We start from the raw sequence: 19221 nt of genomic DNA on the forward strand, positions 1-19221 counted from the left end.
TGTACGGAATAAGAAGACGTGTCGAACTGGCCCCTACTTAGCATTCTCATCTGGCTGCCGATCATTGGCGGTGCGTTGATCCTCGCCGTGCGCAACGCCCAGGCCGCCCGTTGGGCGTCCCTGGCGGTGGCATTGCTCACCTTCCTGTTCAGCCTTGGTCTGCTCAGCGGTTATGACCGCGGCGCCGCCAACGTCATGCAGTTCGTTGAGCAGCATCCGTGGATTCCGGCCTTCGGCATCGGTTACAACCTGGCCGTCGATGGCATCGCCATCGCGTTGGTGCTGCTGACCACCCTGGTCGGTGTACTCGCACTGATCGGTGCCTGGGGCGTGGTCGACAAGCGCGTCAACCAGTACGTGGCGTCCTTCCTGATCCTGGAAGGCGTGACGGTCGGCATCTTCGCCGCGACCGACGCGATGCTGTTCTACGTGTTCTTCGAAGCCATGCTGATCCCGATGTTCCTGATCATCGGTGTCTGGGGCGGCCCGCGTCGCATCTACGCGGCCATGAAGTTCTTCCTGTACACCTTCCTCGGCTCGGTGCTGATGCTGGTGGCGCTGGTCTACCTGTACCTGAAGGGCGGCAGCTTCCAGCTGGCTGACCTGTATCAGCTGCAGCTGTCGGCCAAGGAGCAGACCTGGATATTCTTCGCCTTCCTGATCGCCTTCGCGGTCAAGGTGCCGATGTTCCCGGTGCACACCTGGCTGCCGGACGCGCACGTTGAAGCGCCGACTGCCGGCTCGGTGATTCTGGCCGCCATCGCACTGAAGATCGGTGGTTACGGCTTCCTGCGCTTCAATCTGCCGATCGTTCCCGATGCGAGTCACGAGTGGGCCTGGTTGGTGATCGCACTGTCGCTGGTGGCGGTGATCTACGTCGGCCTGGTTGCGATGGTGCAGGACGACATGAAGAAGCTGATCGCCTATTCGTCGGTCGCGCACATGGGTTTTGTCACCCTCGGTACCTTCACCGCCCTGTGGCTGGTGCGTGACGCCGGCAATCCGGACGCAGCGCGTCTGGGCTTGCAGGGTGCAATGGTGCAGATGGTTTCGCACGGTTTCGTGTCCGGCGCGATGTTCTCCTGCGTGGGCGTGTTGTACGACCGCGTGCACAGCCGCCGCATCGCCGATTACGGCGGCGTGGTCAACGTGATGCCGTGGTTCGCCGCATTCGCGCTGCTGTTCTTCATGGCCAACTCGGGCCTGCCGGGCACCAGCGGTTTCGTGGGTGAGTTCATGATCGTGCTGGCCGCGTTCCAGTACCACCCGCTGGTGGCACTGGGCGCTGCTACGACGCTGATCATCAGCGCCGCGTATTCGCTGTGGCTGTACAAGCGCGTGTTCTTTGGTGAGGTGGGCAATGCCCATGTTGCCGAGCTGAAGGACATCAACGGCCGTGAGTGGCTGGTGTTGGGCGTGTTCGCCGTCGGCACCTTGGTGCTGGGCTTCTATCCCAAGCCGCTGACCGACCTGATGGAGCCGTCCATCGCCCAACTGGCGATGCAGATCGCTTCGAGCAAGCTGCTGTAAGCGGCCCGTCGAGAGTATTGATTCCAGGATTTGATGATGACAACGCCGACGCTCCTGCCGTTGACCACCGCCGACCTTCCGCCGTTGCTGCCAGAACTGGTGGTGATAGCGGGTGCATTCACCTTGCTGATCCTTGATCTGTTCATCAGCGATCGGCACAAGGTCTGGACCCACTTCATCTCGGTGGCCGTCCTGGCCGTCGCCTTCGTGCTGCTGCTCGGCGGTGTGGGCGGGCAGGGCGAGGTATTCCACGGCATGTTCATCCGCGATAACGCCGCGGACATCATGAAGACGGTGGTGGTGCTGGTCAGTGGCCTGAGCCTGATCTACGGCTGGAGCTACCTGCGCGAACGCAACCTGTATCAGGGCGAGATTCCGGTGCTGGTGCTGTTCGCCACCGCCGGCATGATGATCCTGGTGTCGGCTGGCAGCCTGCTGATGGTCTATTTGGGCCTGGAACTGCTGGCGCTGTGCTCCTACGCGCTGGTAGCCAGCAACCGCGAGAACAAACTCGCGGCCGAAGCCGGCATGAAGTACATCGTGCTGGGTTCGCTGGCCTCGGGTCTGCTGTTGTACGGCATGTCGCTGATCTACGGCGCAACCGGCTCGCTGCACCTGGACGTGATCCACGCTTCCATCGCCCATTCCGATGAGCGCCTGCTGCTGCTGACCGGCGCGGTGTTCATGGTCGCTGGCGTGGCCTTCAAGCTGGGTGCTGCTCCGTTCCACATGTGGCTGCCGGACGTGTACCAGGGTGCCCCGGCACCGGTGGCACTGTTCATCAGCTCGGCACCCAAGCTGGCTGCCTTCGGCATGGCCTACCGCCTGCTGGAAGCAGGTGTCGGCCCGCTGTCCACGGAACTGCAGTACATCCTGGCTGGCCTGGCTGCCCTGTCGCTGATCGTCGGCAACCTGATGGCGATCGCGCAGACCAACCTCAAGCGCATGCTGGCCTACTCGACCGTCTCGCACATCGGCTTCCTGCTGATGGGCATCGCCGGTGGTGGTGAGCAGGGTTATTCGGCCGCGATGTTCTATGCGGTGGCCTACGCGATTATGTCCACCGCCGCGTTCGGCGCGATCATCGCCTTGTCGCGTGCCGGCTTTGAAGCGGAGAACATCGAGGACTTCAAGGGACTGAATGCCCGCAGTCCGTGGATGGCCGGGCTGGTGCTGTGCATCATGGCCTCGCTGGCCGGTATTCCGCCGTTCCTGGGCTTCTGGACCAAGTTGTCGGTGCTGGGCGCTGCGATCAATGGCGGCCTGTTGTGGCTGGCGCTGCTGGGCGTGATCTGTGCGGTGATCGGCTGCTTCTACTATCTGCGCGTCATCAAGGTCATGTACTTCGACGAGCCGGTGGGTGAGGCGCTGCCGCGCAACAACGACCGTATCCTGGGCATCGTGCTGGGCGTGAACTCCATCCTGCTGCTGTTCCTGCCGTTGGGCCTTGGCCCGATCCTGGAGTGGATGCGCAACGCTTTTGCACATTTGTCATAAAAAGCGATACAAAATGGCGCAAAGCATGTAATATGCGTCTCCTGAGTTGATGGCGACGCCGGTTCACCGGCTAGCAAGAGTCACCGAGAGGTGATTCGGCGAGAAGAGTTTCTTCTCGTTGTTTCTCCGGAAACGGAGAAACGGTGAAGTAAATAAAGCTTGCAACTTCAGCTTCATTACTTCATAATTCCGCTTCTGCTGCGGGGTGGAGCAGTCTGGCAGCTCGTCGGGCTCATAACCCGAAGGTCGCAGGTTCAAATCCTGCCCCCGCTACCAGCTTCGGTCTTCGTTGGTTTCATGAAGATCTAAGTCTGGGCTCGCAAGAACGCATTGCTTCCGTTCTTGCAACCGGAATCCAGTCACCGGATTCAAACCGGACAAAGGGCCCAGTTGGGCCCTTTGTTGTTTTCGCAAAACGAAAAAGTCCGGCTGGGTTTTTCCCCGTTTCCTCAATTACCGAACCAAGGCAGGCTGTGAGCGACAAGGCTACTGAAATCGCGAATCTGCTGAGCCCCACCGTGCAGGCGCTGGGGCTCGATTTGTTGGGCGCCGAATATCTGCCGGCTCCTGGTGGCGCCACGCTGCGTCTTTATATCGACGTGCCGATGGCCGAGCAGCCCGAGCGCATGGTCAATATCGATGACTGCGAGCGGGTGAGCCGCGAAGTGTCCGCGCAGCTGGACGTGGAAGATCCGATCAGCGGCAATTACACGCTGGAAGTATCTTCGCCGGGCGTTGATCGTCCGCTGTTCACGCTGGAGCACTTCGAGCAGCATCTGGGCCAATCGGCCAAGGTGGGCTTGAAGCTGCCGCAGGAGAACCGCCGCCGTCTGCAGGGCGAGATCGCCGAAGTGGATCGCGTCAAAGGCACTGTGACGTTTGTTGTCGATGGCAAGCCGTTCGTGGCTTCGTTCGACAACATCGACAAGGCACGCATCATTCCGGACTGGGCCGCTCTGGGCCTGGCGCCGACCAAACCGACTGGCCCGGCGCCCAAGCAGGGTGACAAGGCCAAGAACAAATCCAACAACGAAACGGCGGCCAAAAAGCCGCGCGCGGAGTGAGCCGATGAGCAAGGAACTTTTGCTGGTAGTTGACGCAGTCGCCAACGAGAAGGGCGTGCCGCGTGAAGTGATCTTCGATGCGATCGAGGCCGCGCTCGCCTCCGCAGCGAAGAAGCGTTACATGGATCAGGATGTGCTCGCGCGCGTGTCGATCAACCCGAAGGACGGCAGCTACGAAACCTTCCGCCGCTGGGAAGTGGTGGCTGATGACGTGGTGATGGAATCGCCGGACCGCCAGATCCGCATGATGGATGCGATCGACGAGGCCGACGGCGTCGAGATCGGCGACTACATTGAAGAACAGATCGAGAACCCGGACTTCGGTCGCATCGCAGCGCAGGCCGCCAAGCAGGTGATCGTGCAGCGCGTGCGCGAAGCCGAGCGTCAGCAGGTTGTCGATGCGTGGAAGGATCGCGTCGGCGAGCTGGTTACCGGTGTGGTCAAGCGCGCCGAGCGCGGCAATATCTATGTCGACCTGGGCGGCAATGCCGAGGCGTTCATTCCGAAGGACAAGGGCATTCCGCGCGACGTGCTGCGCGCCGGTGACCGCGTGCGCGGCTACCTGGCCGAAGTGCGTTCCGAGCCCCGCGGCCCGCAGCTGTTCATCAGCCGCGCCGCACCGGAATTCATGATCGAACTGTTCAAGCTGGAAGTGCCGGAAGTCGGCCAGGGCCTGGTCGAGATCAAGGCTTGTGCCCGTGATCCGGGTGACCGCGCCAAGATCGCCGTGCTGGCTCACGACAATCGCACCGATCCGATCGGCGCCTGCATTGGTATGCGCGGTTCGCGCGTCCAAGCCGTGTCCAACGAGCTCAATGGCGAGCGCGTGGACATCGTGCTGTGGAACGACAACCCGGCCAACTTCGTCATCAACGCGATGGCACCGGCCGAAGTGCAGTCGATCATCGTCGATGAAGAAAAGCATTCGATGGATCTGGCCGTGGCTGAAGACCGCCTGGCCCAGGCCATCGGCAAGGGCGGCCAGAACGTGCGCCTGGCCAGCCGCCTGACCGGTTGGCAGCTGAATGTGATGACCCAGGACCAGGTCACCGCCAAGTCCGAGGCCGAGCAGTCCGTTGCCCGTCAGCTGTTCATGGACAAGCTGGAAGTGGACGAAGAAATTGCCGGCATCCTGGTGTCCGAAGGCTTCGGCACCGTGGAAGAAATCGCCTACGTGCCGGTGGGTGAGTTGTTGGCCGTTGAAGGCTTTGACGAGGACATCGTCGAAGAACTGCGTGCCCGTGCCCGCGATGCGCTGCTGAATGAAGCACTGGCAGTGGAAGAGGGTGTGGAAAGTGGTGTTCCGGCCGAGGACCTGCTGGCCCTGGAAGGCATGGATGAAGCCACTGCGTATGCGCTTGCCGCAAACGGCGTGCGCACGAGTGAGGATCTGTCGGACCTGGCTGCTGACGAGATTCTGGAGTTCGGTATCGAGGGCATGGATCTTGAACGCGCTGCGGCGCTGGTCCTGGCCGCCCGCGCCGAGGAGATCGCCCGCCTGGAGCGCGGCGAATGAGCCAGCGATGAACAGTGCCCTGAGCCGCTCAGGGCGTAGACTCCGCGCTGCCTTCGTCTATAACGAGGGGGCGCCAACAAGATCATAGGATCCGAATGTCGCAGCAAACCACCATCCGCAAGCTCGCCGAACTGGTCAATACGCCGGTCGAGAAACTGCTGGAGCAGCTGGCCCAGGCCGGCATGAAGTTCAGCGGTCCCGACCAGGTCGTGACCAGCACCGAGAAAGTGAAGCTGCTCGGCTTCCTGCGCCGTTCCCACGGCAAGGAAGAGCAGACTGTCGAAGAGGTCGAGGCCGCTCCGAAGAAGATCACCCTGGCACGCCGCAAGCACCAGGAAGTGACCGTCAACGCCGGGCGCAGCAAGACCACGGTCAATGTCGAAGTGCGCCAGAAGCGTACCTACGTCAAGCCGGAAGGTGGCAAGGCGGCATTGACGCCGGACGAAGAGCGCGCCGAGATCCTGCGCAAGCTCGAGGAGTCGCGTCAGCGCAACCTTGACGAGCAGCGCATGCTGGCCGAGAAGGACCGCGCACGCGACGAGGAAATCGTCGCGCGCCAGAAGGCCGCCGAGGACGCCGAGCGTCAGCGTGTGGAGGCTGAGCGTCAGGCTGCCGAAGATGCCGTGAAGGCTGCGGAAGCCGCTGTGGCGGCGCCTGCCGTCCGTCAGCCGATCATCGAAACGCTGACCCCCCGGCCGCCGCGTAACCAGGCTGCTGCGGCGCGTCCGCCTGCTCCGGCTGCGCCGGCGCCCGCGCGAGATGATCGCGGCGGTGCGCATGCCAAGCCGGGCAACAAGGCACGTGGTGCCGATGGTGATGGCGGCAACCGCTTTGGCGGCCAGCTGCACCTGTCGGCTTCGGATCGTGCCCGTCGCGGCAACAGCAACAACAATTCCCGTGGCCGTCCGGGTGCCCGTGCACCGCAGGGCCGTCGTGGCAACGATCAATCGCGCGGCAGCAGTGGCGCACATGGTTTCGAGCGTCCGACCGCGCCGGTGGTACGTGAGATCGCCATCGGCGATACCGTCACCGTGGCCGATCTGGCACAGAAGCTGGCCCTGAAGGGCGGCGAGGTGGTGAAGGCGCTGTTCAAGATGGGCGTGATGGCCACCATCACCCAGTCCATCGATCACGACACCGCCGTGCTGGTGACCGAAGAACTCGGCCACAAGGCCGTGCGTGCCGGCAACAACGATGCCGAAGACGCGCTGCTGGCGATGAACGATGTCGACCAGGGCAACGCGGTTGCGCGTCCGCCGGTGGTCACCATCATGGGTCACGTCGACCACGGCAAGACCTCGCTGCTGGATTACATCCGCCGCACCAAGGTCGCCAATGGCGAGGCCGGTGGCATTACCCAGCACATCGGTGCGTACCACGTGGAAACGCCGAAGGGCGTGATCAGCTTCCTGGACACCCCGGGCCATGCTGCATTCACCTCGATGCGTGCCCGTGGCGCACAGCTGACCGACATCGTGGTGGTCGTTGTGGCCGCCGACGATGGCGTGATGCCGCAGACCAAGGAAGCCATCAAGCACGCACGTGCCGCCAAGGCGCCGATCGTGGTGGCGATCAACAAGATCGACAAGTCCTCGGCTGACCCGATGCGGGTCAAGAACGAACTGCTCGCCGAGCAGGTCGTGGCTGAAGATTTCGGTGGTGACACGCAGATGGTGGAAATTTCCGCCAAGACCGGCCAGGGCATCGACGACCTGCTGGATGCGATTTCGATCCAGGCCGAACTGCTCGAGCTGAAGGCCGTGGCCGAAGGTCGCGCTGCCGGTGTGGTCATCGAATCCTCGCTGGACAAGGGCCGTGGCCCGGTCGCGACGGTGCTGGTGCAGCAGGGTTCGCTGAAGAAGGGCGACTACCTGGTGTGCGGTATCCAGTACGGCCGCGTGCGCGCCCTGTTCGACGAAACCGGTCGCCAGGTTGCCGAAGCCGGTCCGTCGATTCCGGTGCAGGTGCTGGGCTTGTCCGGCGTGCCGGAAGCGGGCGATGACTTTGTCGTCGTCGAAGACGAGCGTCTGGCCAAGGACGTTGCACAGCAGCGTGAAACCAAGCGTCGCGAATCGCGTCTGGTGGCCACTGCGGGCAGCCGCATGGAAGACATCATGGCGCAGCTGGGCAAGGGCGAAGGCCAGCAGGTGCTGAACCTGTTGATCAAGGCCGACGTCCAGGGCTCGGTGCAGGCACTGAGCCAGTCGCTGGTGGGCCTGTCCAACGACGACATCCGCATCAACGTGATCCACTCCGGCGTGGGCGGCATCACCGAGTCGGACGCCAACTCGGCGGTTGCTTCCAAGGCCACCGTGATCGGCTTCAACGTGCGTGCGGATGCTTCGGCACGTCGCATCATCGAATCCAACGGCGTGGACCTGCGTTACTTCTCGATCATCTATGACGTGATCGACCAGGTGAAGCAGGTGGCCTCCGGTCTGCTCGGCGTGGAAATCCGCGAAGAGATCATCGGTATCGCCGAGGTCCGCGATGTCTTCCGCAGCTCGAAGTTCGGTGCTGTGGCGGGCTGCATGATCATCGAAGGCGTGGTGAAGCGTAACAAGCCGATCCGCGTGCTGCGCGACAGCGTGGTGGTGTTCGAGGGCGAGCTGGAATCGCTGCGTCGCTTCAAGGAAAACGTGGAAGAGGTTCGCAACGGTACCGAGTGTGGTATCGGCGTGAAGGCCTACAACGACGTGAAGCCGGGCGACCAGATCGAGTGCTTCGAGCGTATCGAAGTGCCGCGCACCCTGTAATTGCAAGATCGGCCGGCCCGCGTACTGCGGGCCGGTCCTGCTTCATCAACGTAACAATCAAGCGAGCCAGACGACGTGCCCAAGACTTTCCACCGTACCGACCGAGTTTCAGCGCAGATCCGCCGTGATCTGGGCACGCTGGTGCATGCCGCCGTGCGTGAGCATGGGCTGCCTTCGGTCAGCGTTTCGGACGTGGAAGTCACCCGCGACATGGCGCACGCCAAGGTGTTCGTGACCGCGCTGATGCCGGAGCGTTCGGCCGAGGCGGTCAAGGGCCTGCGTGAATTGTCGGTCGAGCTGCGCATGGCGCTGGCCCGGGCGATGAAGCTGCGGCACGTGCCGGAGCTGCATTTCCACTACGACGATTCGGTGGACCGCGGTGAGCGCATCGACAACCTGCTGCGCGACCTGGCCCCGCCGCCGGAACCGAAGCCCGGCTCCGACGAAGAGTGATGCAGCAGCCCGCAAGGGCTGTTGTCATATCCGGCCTGCGCACGATCGCGCAGACGGTATTTTCCAGTTCCCGCCAGGTGTGAGGTCTGTCTCATGCTGGCCCGAGAATGGTGTTTCATGCGTCCCCGTATTCAATTCCGCCGCCTGGATGGCATCGTCCTGCTCGACAAGCCTGCGGGCATGAGCTCCAACACCGCGTTGCAGGTGGCCCGCCGTCTGTTCCGTGCCGAGAAGGGCGGCCATACCGGCAGCCTGGACCCGCTGGCCACCGGCCTGCTGCCGCTGTGCTTTGGCGAGGCGACCAAGATCGCCGGGCTGTTGCTGGGTTCGGCCAAGGCGTATGACGCGGAAATCGTGCTGGGCCAGACCACCGATACCGACGACGCCGATGGCGTCGTGCTACGGGAGCGACCGGTGCCGGCGATCAGTCGTCAGGCGCTGGAGGCCGCATTAGCGACCCTGACCGGCTATATCCGCCAGCGCGCGCCGATCTATTCGGCGCTGAAGCAGGGCGGTGAGCCGCTCTACGTGAAAGCACGTCGGGGCGAGGCGATCGAGGCGCCGGAGCGCGATGTGCACGTTCAGGCCATCGAGGTGCTGGCCCACGAAGGTGAGCGCCTGTCGCTGCGGGTGACCTGCGGCTCGGGCACTTATATCCGCAGCATTGCCAGGGATCTTGGCGAGTTGCTGGGCTGCGGGGCGCACATCACCGCCTTGCGCCGGCTCTGGGTGCAGCCGTTCCTGTCGCCGAAGATGATCGGGTTGGACGCGCTGCGGGCGCTGGCTGAAGGCGGCGATGAAGCCGCGCTGATGCAATGGCTGCTGCCGATCGAACAGGGCCTGGTGGACTTCGGCCGGGTGGACCTGGATGGCGGTCAAGCGACCCGCTTCTGCCTGGGGCAGCGGCTGCGTAACCCGGTCTGGCCGGTGGGTCTGGTGGCGGTCCACGGCGCTGACGGGGTGGTGCTGGGGCTGGGCCAGGTCGAGGAAGGCGGGCGTTTGTCGCCGCAACGGCGGTTCAATCTCTGAATGGGACAGGCGCAGATACCTGACGCGCCTTGTGGCAGATGGTTGAGGTCGTTACAATTTTGCGGCCCTTGTTAGGGGCACCCTCCTGCCATCGGCAGGCGGTTCTATCCAAACGGCGAGCTGCGCGGTGCGTTCTGTACGTTCCTGCCGGCCACGCATCACTGAGAAAAAGCAATGTCGATCGACACCCAGAAAGTTATTGAAGCCAATGCACGTGGCACCAACGACACCGGTTCCCCGGAAGTCCAGGTGGCCCTGCTGACCGCCCGCATCGAACTGCTGACCGGCCACTTCAAGGAACACAAGAAGGACCACCACAGCCGTCGTGGTCTGCTGCAGATGGTGAACCGCCGCCGCAGCCTGCTTGACTACCTGAAGAAGAAGGACGTCGAGCGTTACAAGGCCCTGATCGAAAAGCTCGGTCTGCGCCGCTAAGAGACTTCCCGCCGCGGCGCAGCGATGCGCCGCGGTTTTGTTTTTGCAGCTTCAAATCCCAGTAGATCGGCCGGACCCGCCCGGCCACCCGATGACGGCAAGGGTCGTCGACGGTCCATCTGAAGAAAGCATTTCAAGGATTCCCCCGTGGCAAAAATCACCAAAACCTTCCAGTACGGCAAACACACCGTCACGCTTGAAACCGGCGAAGTCGCCCGCCAGGCCGGCGGCGCTGTCATCGTCAAGATGGACGACACCGTGTTGCTGGTCACTGCCGTCGCCGCCAAGAGCGCGCGCGAAGGCCAGGACTTCTTCCCGCTGACCGTCGACTACCAGGAAAAGTTCTACGCCGGTGGCCGTATCCCGGGTGGCTTCTTCAAGCGTGAAGGCCGCGCGACCGAGAAGGAGACGCTGATCTCGCGTCTGATCGATCGCCCGATCCGTCCGCTGTTCCCGGAAGACTACAAGAACGAAGTCCAGATCATCGCCACGGTGATGTCGCTGAACCCGGAAGTGGACGGCGACATCGCTGCCCTGATCGGTGCTTCGGCCGCCCTGTCGCTGGCCGGCACCCCGTTCAAGGGTCCGATCGGTGCCGCCAAGGTCGGTTACAAGGACGGCCAGTACATCCTCAATCCGACCGTGTCGGAGCTGAAGGAGTCGCAGCTGGAGCTGGTGGTCGCGGGTACCGCCAATGCCGTGCTGATGGTGGAATCCGAAGCCGCGCTGCTTTCCGAAGAAGTGATGCTGGGCGCCGTGACCTTCGGTCACCGCGAAATGCAGAAGGTCATCAACGCGATCAACGAACTGACCGTTGAAGCCGGCACCAAGCCGAGCGACTGGGTTGCTCCGGCCAAGAACACCGCGCTGATCAGCGCCCTGCAGGAAGCCGTCGGCGGCAAGCTGGGCGAAGCCTTCCAGGTGCGTGACAAGCTGCAGCGCCGCGATGCCATTTCGGCGATCAAGAAGGACGTGGTCGAAGCCCTGGCTGGCCGCGTTGCCGCTGAAGGCTGGAACTCGGCTGAGCTGTCCAAGGAGTTCGGCGAGCTGGAATACAGCACCATGCGCAACTCGGTGCTGGACACCAAGGTTCGCATCGACGGCCGCGCACTGGACACCGTCCGCCCGATCGCCGTGAAGACCAGCGTGCTGCCGCGTACCCACGGCTCGGCGCTGTTCACCCGCGGTGAGACCCAGGCCATCGTGACCATCACGCTCGGTACCGCCCGCGACGGCCAGATCATCGATGCCGTTGCCGGTGAGTACAAGGAAAACTTCCTGTTCCATTACAACTTCCCGCCCTACTCGGTCGGTGAGTGCGGTCGTTTCGGTGCGCCGAAGCGTCGCGAAATCGGCCACGGCCGTCTGGCCAAGCGCGGCGTGCTGGCTGTGATGCCGTCGCTGGAAGCCTTCCCGTACACCATCCGCGTGGTCTCGGAGATCACTGAATCCAACGGCTCCTCGTCGATGGCTTCGGTCTGCGGTTCCTCGCTGGCCCTTATGGACGCCGGCGTGCCGGTCAAGTCGCCGGTGGCCGGTATCGCCATGGGCCTGGTCAAGGAAGGCGAGCGCTTCGTGGTCCTGTCCGACATCCTGGGTGACGAAGATCACCTGGGCGACATGGACTTCAAGGTCGCTGGTACCTCCGAGGGCATTTCCGCCCTGCAGATGGATATCAAGATCGAAGGCATCACCGAAGAGATCATGAAGCAGGCACTGCAGCAGGCCAAGGCTGGCCGTCTGCACATCCTGGGCGAAATGGCTCACGGCCTGACCGCACCGCGTGCCGAGCTGTCGGACTACGCACCGCGTCTGCTGACCATCAAGATCCACCCGGACAAGATCCGCGAAGTGATCGGCAAGGGTGGCTCGACCATCCAGGCCATCACCAAGGAAACCGGTACCCAGATCGACATCCAGGACGACGGCACCATCACCATCGCCTCGGTGAACAACGCCGCTGCCCAGGCCGCCAAGGCCCGCATCGAGCAGATCACCTCGGACGTCGAGCCGGGCCGCATCTACGAAGGCAAGGTCGCCAAGATCATGGACTTCGGCGCGTTCGTCACGATCCTGCCGGGCAAGGATGGTCTGGTGCACGTGTCGCAGATCTCCAGCGACCGCGTCGAGAAGGTCGGCGACGTGCTGAAGGAAGGCGATGTGGTCAAGGTCAAGGTGCTGGAAGTCGACAAGCAGGGCCGTATCCGCCTGTCGATGAAGGCCGTTGAAGAAGGCGAGGGCGCCTCGGCCGAATAAGGCTGTGGTGTTTCGCTGAGAAAAACGGGCCTTCGGGCCCGTTTTTTTTTGTTCTAAACCGCCCTCACCCCAACCCCTCTCCCGCGCGCGGGAGAGGTGCTTTCGCCCTGCCAACCAACAGTGCACAGAGCCCCTCTCCCGCAGGCGGGAGAGGGGTTGGGGTGAGGGCAGGTCACAGGCGACGGTCATCAAAGCCAGCCGTAGGCTTCAAGCCAGCGGGATATGTTCTGTACGCAAGGCCAATCACGCCGCCAAGGCAGTAGCCTGACGCGCGTTCCCGTCGTTTCGCCGATGTGCCACAAGCGCAAGCTGGCCAAGCTTTCCCTGAAAAGGGGAAGGCATGAACGACAAGGTGCAGACAGCAGCAGCGCGTGCGTCCGATGACGATGAGGCGGTCGCCACGCCGCCGTTCGGGAAATGGGTGGCGGTGTGTTTTCTGGCGGGGATCTGCGCTGCCGTCTGGGCGCCATGGTTGCTGCCGGTGGCGTTGTGCTGGGTGCTGCTGTTTGCGGGCGCGACGACCTGGCTGCGGTGGCCACGCTGGCGCTGGGCCGGCGCGTTGCTGGTCGGAATGTCATGGGCGGGGCTGCATGTCGGCTGGTCGTTGGCCGCACAGTTGCCCCTGGTGTGGGAGAAGCGTGAGCTTGTCGTGTCCGGTAGCGTAACCAGCCTGCCGGATCATCAGCCGCGCCGTACGCGTTTCCAGTTCCGGGTGGATGACGATGCCAGTCAGCCGGCGCCGCTGCGCGGAAAGCGGCTGCAGCTGGCGTGGTATGACGACTTCGATGCCGTCACCCCCGGTCCGCGCATGCAACTGCATGCCGGTGCCCGTTGGCAGCTGCCACTGCGCGTGCGTGTGCCGCGCGGCCTGGCCAATCCCGGTGGTTTCGATGCCGAGCGGCATGCGCTGGCGCAGCGGATCAGCGCCACCGGCATGGTGCTGGCAGGTGGTGGCCCGCAGAGGCTGGCCACGCCGGCGGGTCTGGCGGCGTGGCGCGGGCAGATGGCTTCGCGCATTGCCGGGCAGGTCGAAGCGACTTCGGCGCGTTATGTGCAGGCGTTGGCACTGGGTGATACCCGTGGGCTGGACGATGGCGATTGGCAGTTGCTGAGGGCAACCGGGCTTACGCACCTGATCGCCATTTCCGGATTCCACGTCGGCATGGTCGCGGTATGTGGCGCGTGGTTGGTGGCGGGGCTGTGGCGTTTGCTGCCATGGCTGGGCCGTTGTTGTCCGCGTCCGCAGGCGATGGCCCTGGCGGCATTTGCTGCCGCGCTTGGCTATGCGGCCGTGGCCGGGTTCGCCTTGCCAACCGTGCGCACGGTGCTGATGGTCGCGGTGATCGTGCTGGCCAGGCTGTGGCGTCGCCCCTTCGATGTGCTTGGTTCGTTGGCCTTGGCAGCAATGGCGGTGCTGTTGGTTGATCCGTTGTCGGTTCTGGCTGCGGGGTTCTGGCTGAGCTTTGCCGGGGTGGCCTGGTTGGCGTGGTGCCTGCCGGAACGGACGCATTGGCTGCGCGGTTTCCTGTCGGCTCAGGCAGTGGCCACCGTGGGGTTGCTGCCGCTGACGGTGATGCTGTTCGGGCAGGCCTCGGTCATCGGCCCACTGGCGAATCTGGTGGCAATCCCATGGTGGAGCCTGGTGGTGGTGCCGCTGGCCCTGCTGGGCACGGCGGCTGAAGCGCTTTTCACAGGCGCGGGCAGTACATTCTGGCGTGCATCGGCGTGGTGCTTCGATCTCGTTTGGCCGTTGTTCGAGGCGCTGGCCGATACGCGCTTTTCGCTGTGGTGGTTGCCCGAGTCGGAGTGGTTTGCGCTACCGCTGGCGCTTTGTGGTGCGCTGTGGCAGTTGCTGCCTGCGATGCCTGGCCGCGCGTTGGCGCTGTTGTTATGGCTGCCGCTGCTGCTGCCGTGGCGCGAGCTGCCGGCGGACGCGGAGTTCGAACTGGTGTTGCTGGATGTCGGACAGGGATTGGCGGTGGTGGTGCGTACGCATCAGCGCGTCCTCTTGTATGACACAGGGCCTGCGGTGCGCGATGGTTTTGATGCCGGCGAGCGGGTGGTCGTGCCGGCGTTGCGTGCGCTGGGCGTGCGGCAGCTGGACCGGCTGGTCATCAGCCACGGTGACCACGATCACATCGGCGGCCTGCAGGCGGTGCGCGCGGCGTTCCCGGTGACTGGGCTGGTGGCACCTCCTGGACTGGTTCTGGACAGCGCTTCCCGCTGTGTCGCGGGCGAGGCGTGGCAGTGGGACGGTGTGCACTTCGAGTTCCTGCATCCGGGAGCGGGCTTCCCGTATCTGCGTAATGAATCCAGTTGCGTGCTGGCGGTGCGTGGTGCGAACGGCACCGCGCTGCTGACCGGGGATATCGGCGAGGTGATCGAGCAGGGGTTGGTCAAGCGTGCCGGGCCGGCGTTGAAAGCCGATGTGGTGCTGGTGGCTCACCACGGCAGCGGCGGATCCTCCAGCCCTGCATTCATCCGTGCCACGCAGGCACGGCTGGCCGTGGTGTCGGCGGGGCATGGCAATCGTTTCGGCCATCCGCGCACCGAGGTGCTTGCTCGCTGGCAGCGTGCCGGAGCCGAGGTGCTGACCACCGCTGACAGCGGTGCGGTACGAATCTGGCTGGGCCGGGACGGCATACAGCTGCGTGAAAGGCGGATATCACGATCACGTGTATGGGATGCCGCGGAGCGGGCGCGGGCGGCTGCTATCCTATCGCCGATTGAACAGACGGCCAGGGTGCCGGAGGGTTGAAACGTGTGGGAACTGGTCAAGGCTGGCGGCTGGCCGATGCTGCCGCTGTTGTTGCTGGGGGTGCTGGCTTTGGCGATCGTCCTGGAGCGTTTCTGGAGCCTGCGGCGCAACGAAGTGTTGCCGCCGGGGCTGGGGCAGGAAGTCCGTAACTGGGCCGCACGCGGCAAGCTGGATGCCTCGCATATTGAATCCCTGCGCGCCAACTCGCCGCTGGGTGCGCTGCTGGCTGCCGCGCTGGAAGCGCGCAACCGTCCGCGCGACCAGATCCGCGAGCGCATCGAAGACACCGGTCGTCATCTGGTGCACCGGATGGGCCGCTTCCTCAATGCGCTGGGCACCATTGCCTCGGCCGGACCGCTGCTGGGCCTGCTGGGTACGGTGGTCGGCATGATCCAGATGTTCCTGGGCATCCTCGACCATGGCGTCGGTGATGTGAATCAGCTGGCCGGCGGCATCGGTAAGGCGCTGGTGTGCACCGCGACCGGCATGATCGTGGCGATCCCGGCGCTGATGTTCCACCGCTACTTCCGTGGGCGTATCGATGGCTACGTTATCGAGATGGAGCAGGAGGCCGCAGCGTTGCTTGACTCACTCGATGGCCGTGCCGCAGTGCTGGCCGGCAGCAAGGCCGCTGCTGCTCCGGCGGCGCGCCCGGTAGCCACTGCGAAGGCTTGATGACCGATGCGCATCCGCGATAACCGCGCCCAGGACGAACCGCAGATCGATCTGGTACCGCTGATCGATGTGATCCTGGTGCTGATCATTTTCTTTGTGGTCACCACCACGTTCGACGCACGTTCCACGTTGCAGGTGCAGCTGCCTACCGCCAGCGACCAGAACAATCCGCAGCCGCCGCGTTCGTTGAGCGTGCTGGTCAATGCCGACGGCCGTTACTTCATCAACGACCAGGAAGTGCTGCGCAACGACATCGAATCGCTCAAGCAGACCATCGCGCAGTTGGCCGGCGAAGACCGTGAACAGACCGTGCTGCTGCGTGCCGATGCGCGTACGCCGTACCAGGCTGTGGTCACCGCGCAGGACGCGCTGGGCCAGTTGGGCTTCCGTCGCATTGCCATTGCCACTGCACCGGAAACGAAGCAATGAGTACCACCGAGTCGGCCTGGCAGACGTACAAGCGGTTGCTGGCCTTTGCCAGACCGTACCGCGGGCTGTTGCTGCTGGCCGGCCTGGGCATGCTGGTGGAGGCTGGTGCCGGCAGTTATTTCGTCCTGCTGATGAAGCCGGTCACCAACAGCCTGGTGAATCCGACCGAGATCAACATCTGGATGCCGCTTGGCATCGTTGGCCTGTTCATGGTGCGCGGCATTGCCGGCTACCTGACCGATATCGGGATGGGCAAGGCCGCGCGCAGCATCGCCCGCGATCTGCGGGTGCGTGTTCTGGGGAAGTATCTGCGCCTGCCGGGACAACGTTTCGATTCCGAGCCGGTGCCGTCGATGCTGGTTCGGTTGGGTTCGGACAGCGACCAGGTGGCGCAGGCGGCCGTTGATGCGATGAAGGTGGTGTTGCAGCAATCGCTGCAGGCACTGGGGTCGCTGCTGGTGATGCTGTGGTTGAGCTGGCAGGTCACCTTGGCCATCTTCGTGCTGGCGCCACCGTTGGCGTGGGTGATGAACAAGGTGGCCAAGCGCTACCGGCGCATCAGCCATCGCATCCAGGAGAGCGGCGGTGATTTGTTGCAGGCCGCCGACCAGACGCTTTCCGCCAATCAGGAAGTGAAGGTGTACGGCGCCCAGCGCAACGAGCTGGAGCGCTACGCAGGACTGGCCAACATCAATCTGCGGCTGGCGATGAAGGTGGAGGCCACCCGCAGCATTTCGTCGGCGATGGTGCAGTTGATGGGGTCCGTCGGTCTGGCGGCACTGCTGTTGATCGCCAGCCATGAAGCGGCGGCCGGACGACTGACGGTTGGTGATTTTGTCGGCCTGATGATGGCGATGATGGCCATCATTCCCGCGCTCAAGCAGCTGACCAACGTGCAGAACATGACCCAGCGCGGCATTGCGTCGGCGCAGCGTCTTTTCACCGTGCTTGATGCGCCGGATGAACCGGACCACGGCACGCGGTCGCTGGAGCGGGCACAGGGTCTGCTGGAGTTCCGTAACGTCACCGCACGTTATCCGGGGCAGCCCAAGCCGGCGTTGGAAGACATCAGCTTCATCGCCCAGCCCGGCACGGTGACAGCCATCGTTGGCCGCTCGGGCAGTGGCAAGTCGACACTGATCAAGCTGATTCCGCGCTTCTATGAGATCGAAGCGGGGCAGATCCTGCTCGATGGTCATCCGCTGCAGGATTACCGGTTGGCCGACCTGCGTCGGCAGATCGCCTTGGTGGGCCAGCAGGTGACGCTGTTCAACGGCAGCGTTGCCGAGAATGTTGCCTACGGCGAGTTGCGTGACAGCAGTGCAGAACAACTGAGCCGGGCCATTGCCGGCGCCAACGCGCAGGAGTTCGTCGAGCAACTGCCCGAGGGCGTGGATGCGCAGGTCGGCGCCAAGGGCGGCCGGCTGTCCGGTGGCCAGCGCCAGCGCCTGGCCATTGCCCGCGCCATGCTCAAGGATGCGCCCATCCTGATCCTGGACGAAGCCACCGCCGCATTGGACAACGAATCCGAGCGTCTGGTGCAGGAAGCGCTGCAGAAGCTGATGCCGGACCGCACCACGCTGGTGATCGCACATCGGCTTTCCACTATCGAGCATGCCGATCAGGTGCTGGTGATGGACCAGGGGCGCATCGTCGAACGGGGCACCCACGCCGAGCTGTTGGCGCAGGGCGGGCTGTACGAGCACCTGCACAACATGCAGTTCCGGGAAAGGCAGGATTGATGGCCAAGCAGGGTCCGCATACGCCGCTGTGGTGGTATGGCGATGTCGCAGTGCCTCTGGCTGCCCGCCTGGTCGCGCCCTTGTACGGCGCGTTGTCGGGCCTGCGTCGCGGCTTGTACCGGCGTGGCTGGTTGCGCCGCAAACAGGTGCCGGTGCCGGTCATCGTGGTCGGCAACATCACCGCTGGCGGTACCGGCAAGACGCCGCTGACGATCGAACTGGTCGAGCGGCTGCGTGAAGCCGGCTGGAAGCCGGGTGTCGCCAGCAGAGGCTATGGTCGTGACGAGCCCTCCACCGCACGCTGGATCACGCCGGACCTTGCGGCCGGCCTGGGTGGCGATGAGCCGGTGCTGATCGCATGGAAAACCGGCGTGCCGGTACGCGTGGACAAGGATCGCGTGGCCGCAGCCCAAGCGCTGTTGGCAGCCGGTTGTGACGTGGTGGTCTGCGATGACGGCCTGCAGCACTACCGGCTTGCACGCGATATCGAAATTGAAGTGGTCGACGCCGCGCGCCGTTACGGCAATGGCCGGATGATGCCGGCCGGGCCGCTGCGTGAGCCGGTGGCACGGGCGCGCGAGTGCGACTTCCGGGTGGTCAACCTGGGCCAGGCCAGCGACGAAGTGGGTGATGTCGTCAGCTGTGGTTTCGGCGAATGGGCGATGCGCCTGCGTATCGATTCGGCGCGCCCGCTCAATGGCGGCAGGCAGGTTCCGCTGCAATCGTTCGCCGGTCAACGTGTGCATGCCGTGGCAGGCATCGCCAATCCGCAGCGGTTCTTCCAGATGTTGCGTACGCGCGGCATCGGCGTGGTGCCGCATGCCTTTGCCGATCACCACCGCTATCAGCCGGAAGACCTTGCTTTTGGCAGTGAACTGCCGGTGCTGATGACCGAAAAGGATGCAGTGAAGTGCCAGAGTTTTGCCAACCGCTGGCATTACGCGGTGCCTTTGCAGGCGGAACTGCCCGCTGCGTTCTGGGTGGCGCTGCTTGACCGACTTGGCAAGCTCGCGCGCGGATAAGTCACCCCGCTGGTGCACTGGTTTGATGTTCGAGCGATGGCGTGGCCGTCGCCGGTAAG

13 protein-coding genes, 1 tRNA gene and 1 pseudogene are annotated in these 19221 nt (G+C 64.0%); all 15 read left to right on the top strand.

What is annotated here, in order from left to right; translation table 11 throughout:
* Positions 1–18: 18 nt before the first annotated feature.
* The 15 genes and pseudogenes from LR961_RS07440 to lpxK all read left to right on the top strand — a co-directional run bounded on the left by LR961_RS07440 (position 19) and on the right by lpxK (position 19162).
* Positions 19–1530 (top strand): NADH-quinone oxidoreductase subunit M, encoded by a 1512-nt coding sequence (locus tag LR961_RS07440; RefSeq protein ID WP_232147764.1) that lies wholly within the window; start codon positions 19–21, stop codon positions 1528–1530.
* A 36-nt stretch (positions 1531–1566) separates the two neighbouring features.
* Positions 1567–3027 (top strand): NADH-quinone oxidoreductase subunit NuoN, encoded by a 1461-nt coding sequence (gene nuoN / locus LR961_RS07445; protein ID WP_232147765.1) that lies wholly within the window; start codon positions 1567–1569, stop codon positions 3025–3027.
* A gap of 199 nt (positions 3028–3226) precedes the next feature.
* Positions 3227–3303: transfer RNA gene (locus tag LR961_RS07450), tRNA-Met, on the top strand.
* A gap of 197 nt (positions 3304–3500) precedes the next feature.
* Positions 3501–4091 (top strand): ribosome maturation factor RimP, encoded by a 591-nt coding sequence (gene rimP / locus LR961_RS07455; protein ID WP_232147766.1) that lies wholly within the window; start codon positions 3501–3503, stop codon positions 4089–4091.
* Between the two features lie 4 nt (positions 4092–4095).
* Complete coding sequence (gene nusA, locus LR961_RS07460) at positions 4096–5607, top strand: transcription termination factor NusA (protein WP_232147767.1); 1512 nt, start codon at positions 4096–4098, stop codon at positions 5605–5607.
* Positions 5608–5702: 95 nt separating this feature from the next.
* Complete coding sequence (gene infB / locus LR961_RS07465) at positions 5703–8363, top strand: translation initiation factor IF-2 (protein ID WP_232147768.1); 2661 nt, start codon at positions 5703–5705, stop codon at positions 8361–8363.
* 75 nt (positions 8364–8438) lie between these two features.
* Entirely contained in the window at positions 8439–8816 is a 378-nt protein-coding gene (rbfA, locus tag LR961_RS07470) for a 30S ribosome-binding factor RbfA (RefSeq protein ID WP_232147769.1), read from the top strand.
* A gap of 117 nt (positions 8817–8933) precedes the next feature.
* The gene (gene truB / locus LR961_RS07475; protein WP_232147770.1) at positions 8934–9845 is read left to right on the top strand and encodes a tRNA pseudouridine(55) synthase TruB; all 912 of its coding nucleotides are present in this window, start codon (positions 8934–8936) and stop codon (positions 9843–9845) included.
* Between the two features lie 174 nt (positions 9846–10019).
* Entirely contained in the window at positions 10020–10280 is a 261-nt protein-coding gene (gene rpsO / locus LR961_RS07480) for a 30S ribosomal protein S15 (protein WP_132864332.1), read from the top strand.
* Positions 10281–10427: 147 nt separating this feature from the next.
* Complete coding sequence (gene pnp / locus LR961_RS07485) at positions 10428–12536, top strand: polyribonucleotide nucleotidyltransferase (RefSeq protein ID WP_232147771.1); 2109 nt, start codon at positions 10428–10430, stop codon at positions 12534–12536.
* Between the two features lie 421 nt (positions 12537–12957).
* Positions 12958–15443, top strand: a pseudogene (locus tag LR961_RS07490) (DNA internalization-related competence protein ComEC/Rec2).
* The gene (locus tag LR961_RS07495; RefSeq protein WP_232147772.1) at positions 15331–15969 is read left to right on the top strand and encodes a MotA/TolQ/ExbB proton channel family protein; all 639 of its coding nucleotides are present in this window, start codon (positions 15331–15333) and stop codon (positions 15967–15969) included. Before LR961_RS07490 ends, LR961_RS07495 begins: the two are co-directional and overlap by 113 nt.
* A 6-nt stretch (positions 15970–15975) precedes the next feature.
* Positions 15976–16398, top strand: a complete 423-nt coding sequence (locus LR961_RS07500) for a biopolymer transporter ExbD (protein WP_232147773.1) — start codon at positions 15976–15978, stop codon at positions 16396–16398.
* Positions 16395–18140, top strand: a complete 1746-nt coding sequence (gene msbA / locus LR961_RS07505; RefSeq protein WP_232147774.1) for a lipid A export permease/ATP-binding protein MsbA — start codon at positions 16395–16397, stop codon at positions 18138–18140. The genes LR961_RS07500 and msbA overlap by 4 nt, the downstream gene beginning before the upstream one ends.
* On the top strand, positions 18140–19162 hold the full coding sequence (gene lpxK / locus LR961_RS07510; protein WP_232147775.1) for a tetraacyldisaccharide 4'-kinase: 1023 nt from the start codon (positions 18140–18142) through the stop codon (positions 19160–19162). Before msbA ends, lpxK begins: the two co-directional genes overlap by 1 nt.
* The last annotated feature ends 59 nt before the right edge of the window (positions 19163–19221 follow it).

The sequence above is a fragment of the Stenotrophomonas sp. SY1 genome, from assembly GCF_021202945.1.
Classification (GTDB): domain Bacteria; phylum Pseudomonadota; class Gammaproteobacteria; order Xanthomonadales; family Xanthomonadaceae; genus Stenotrophomonas.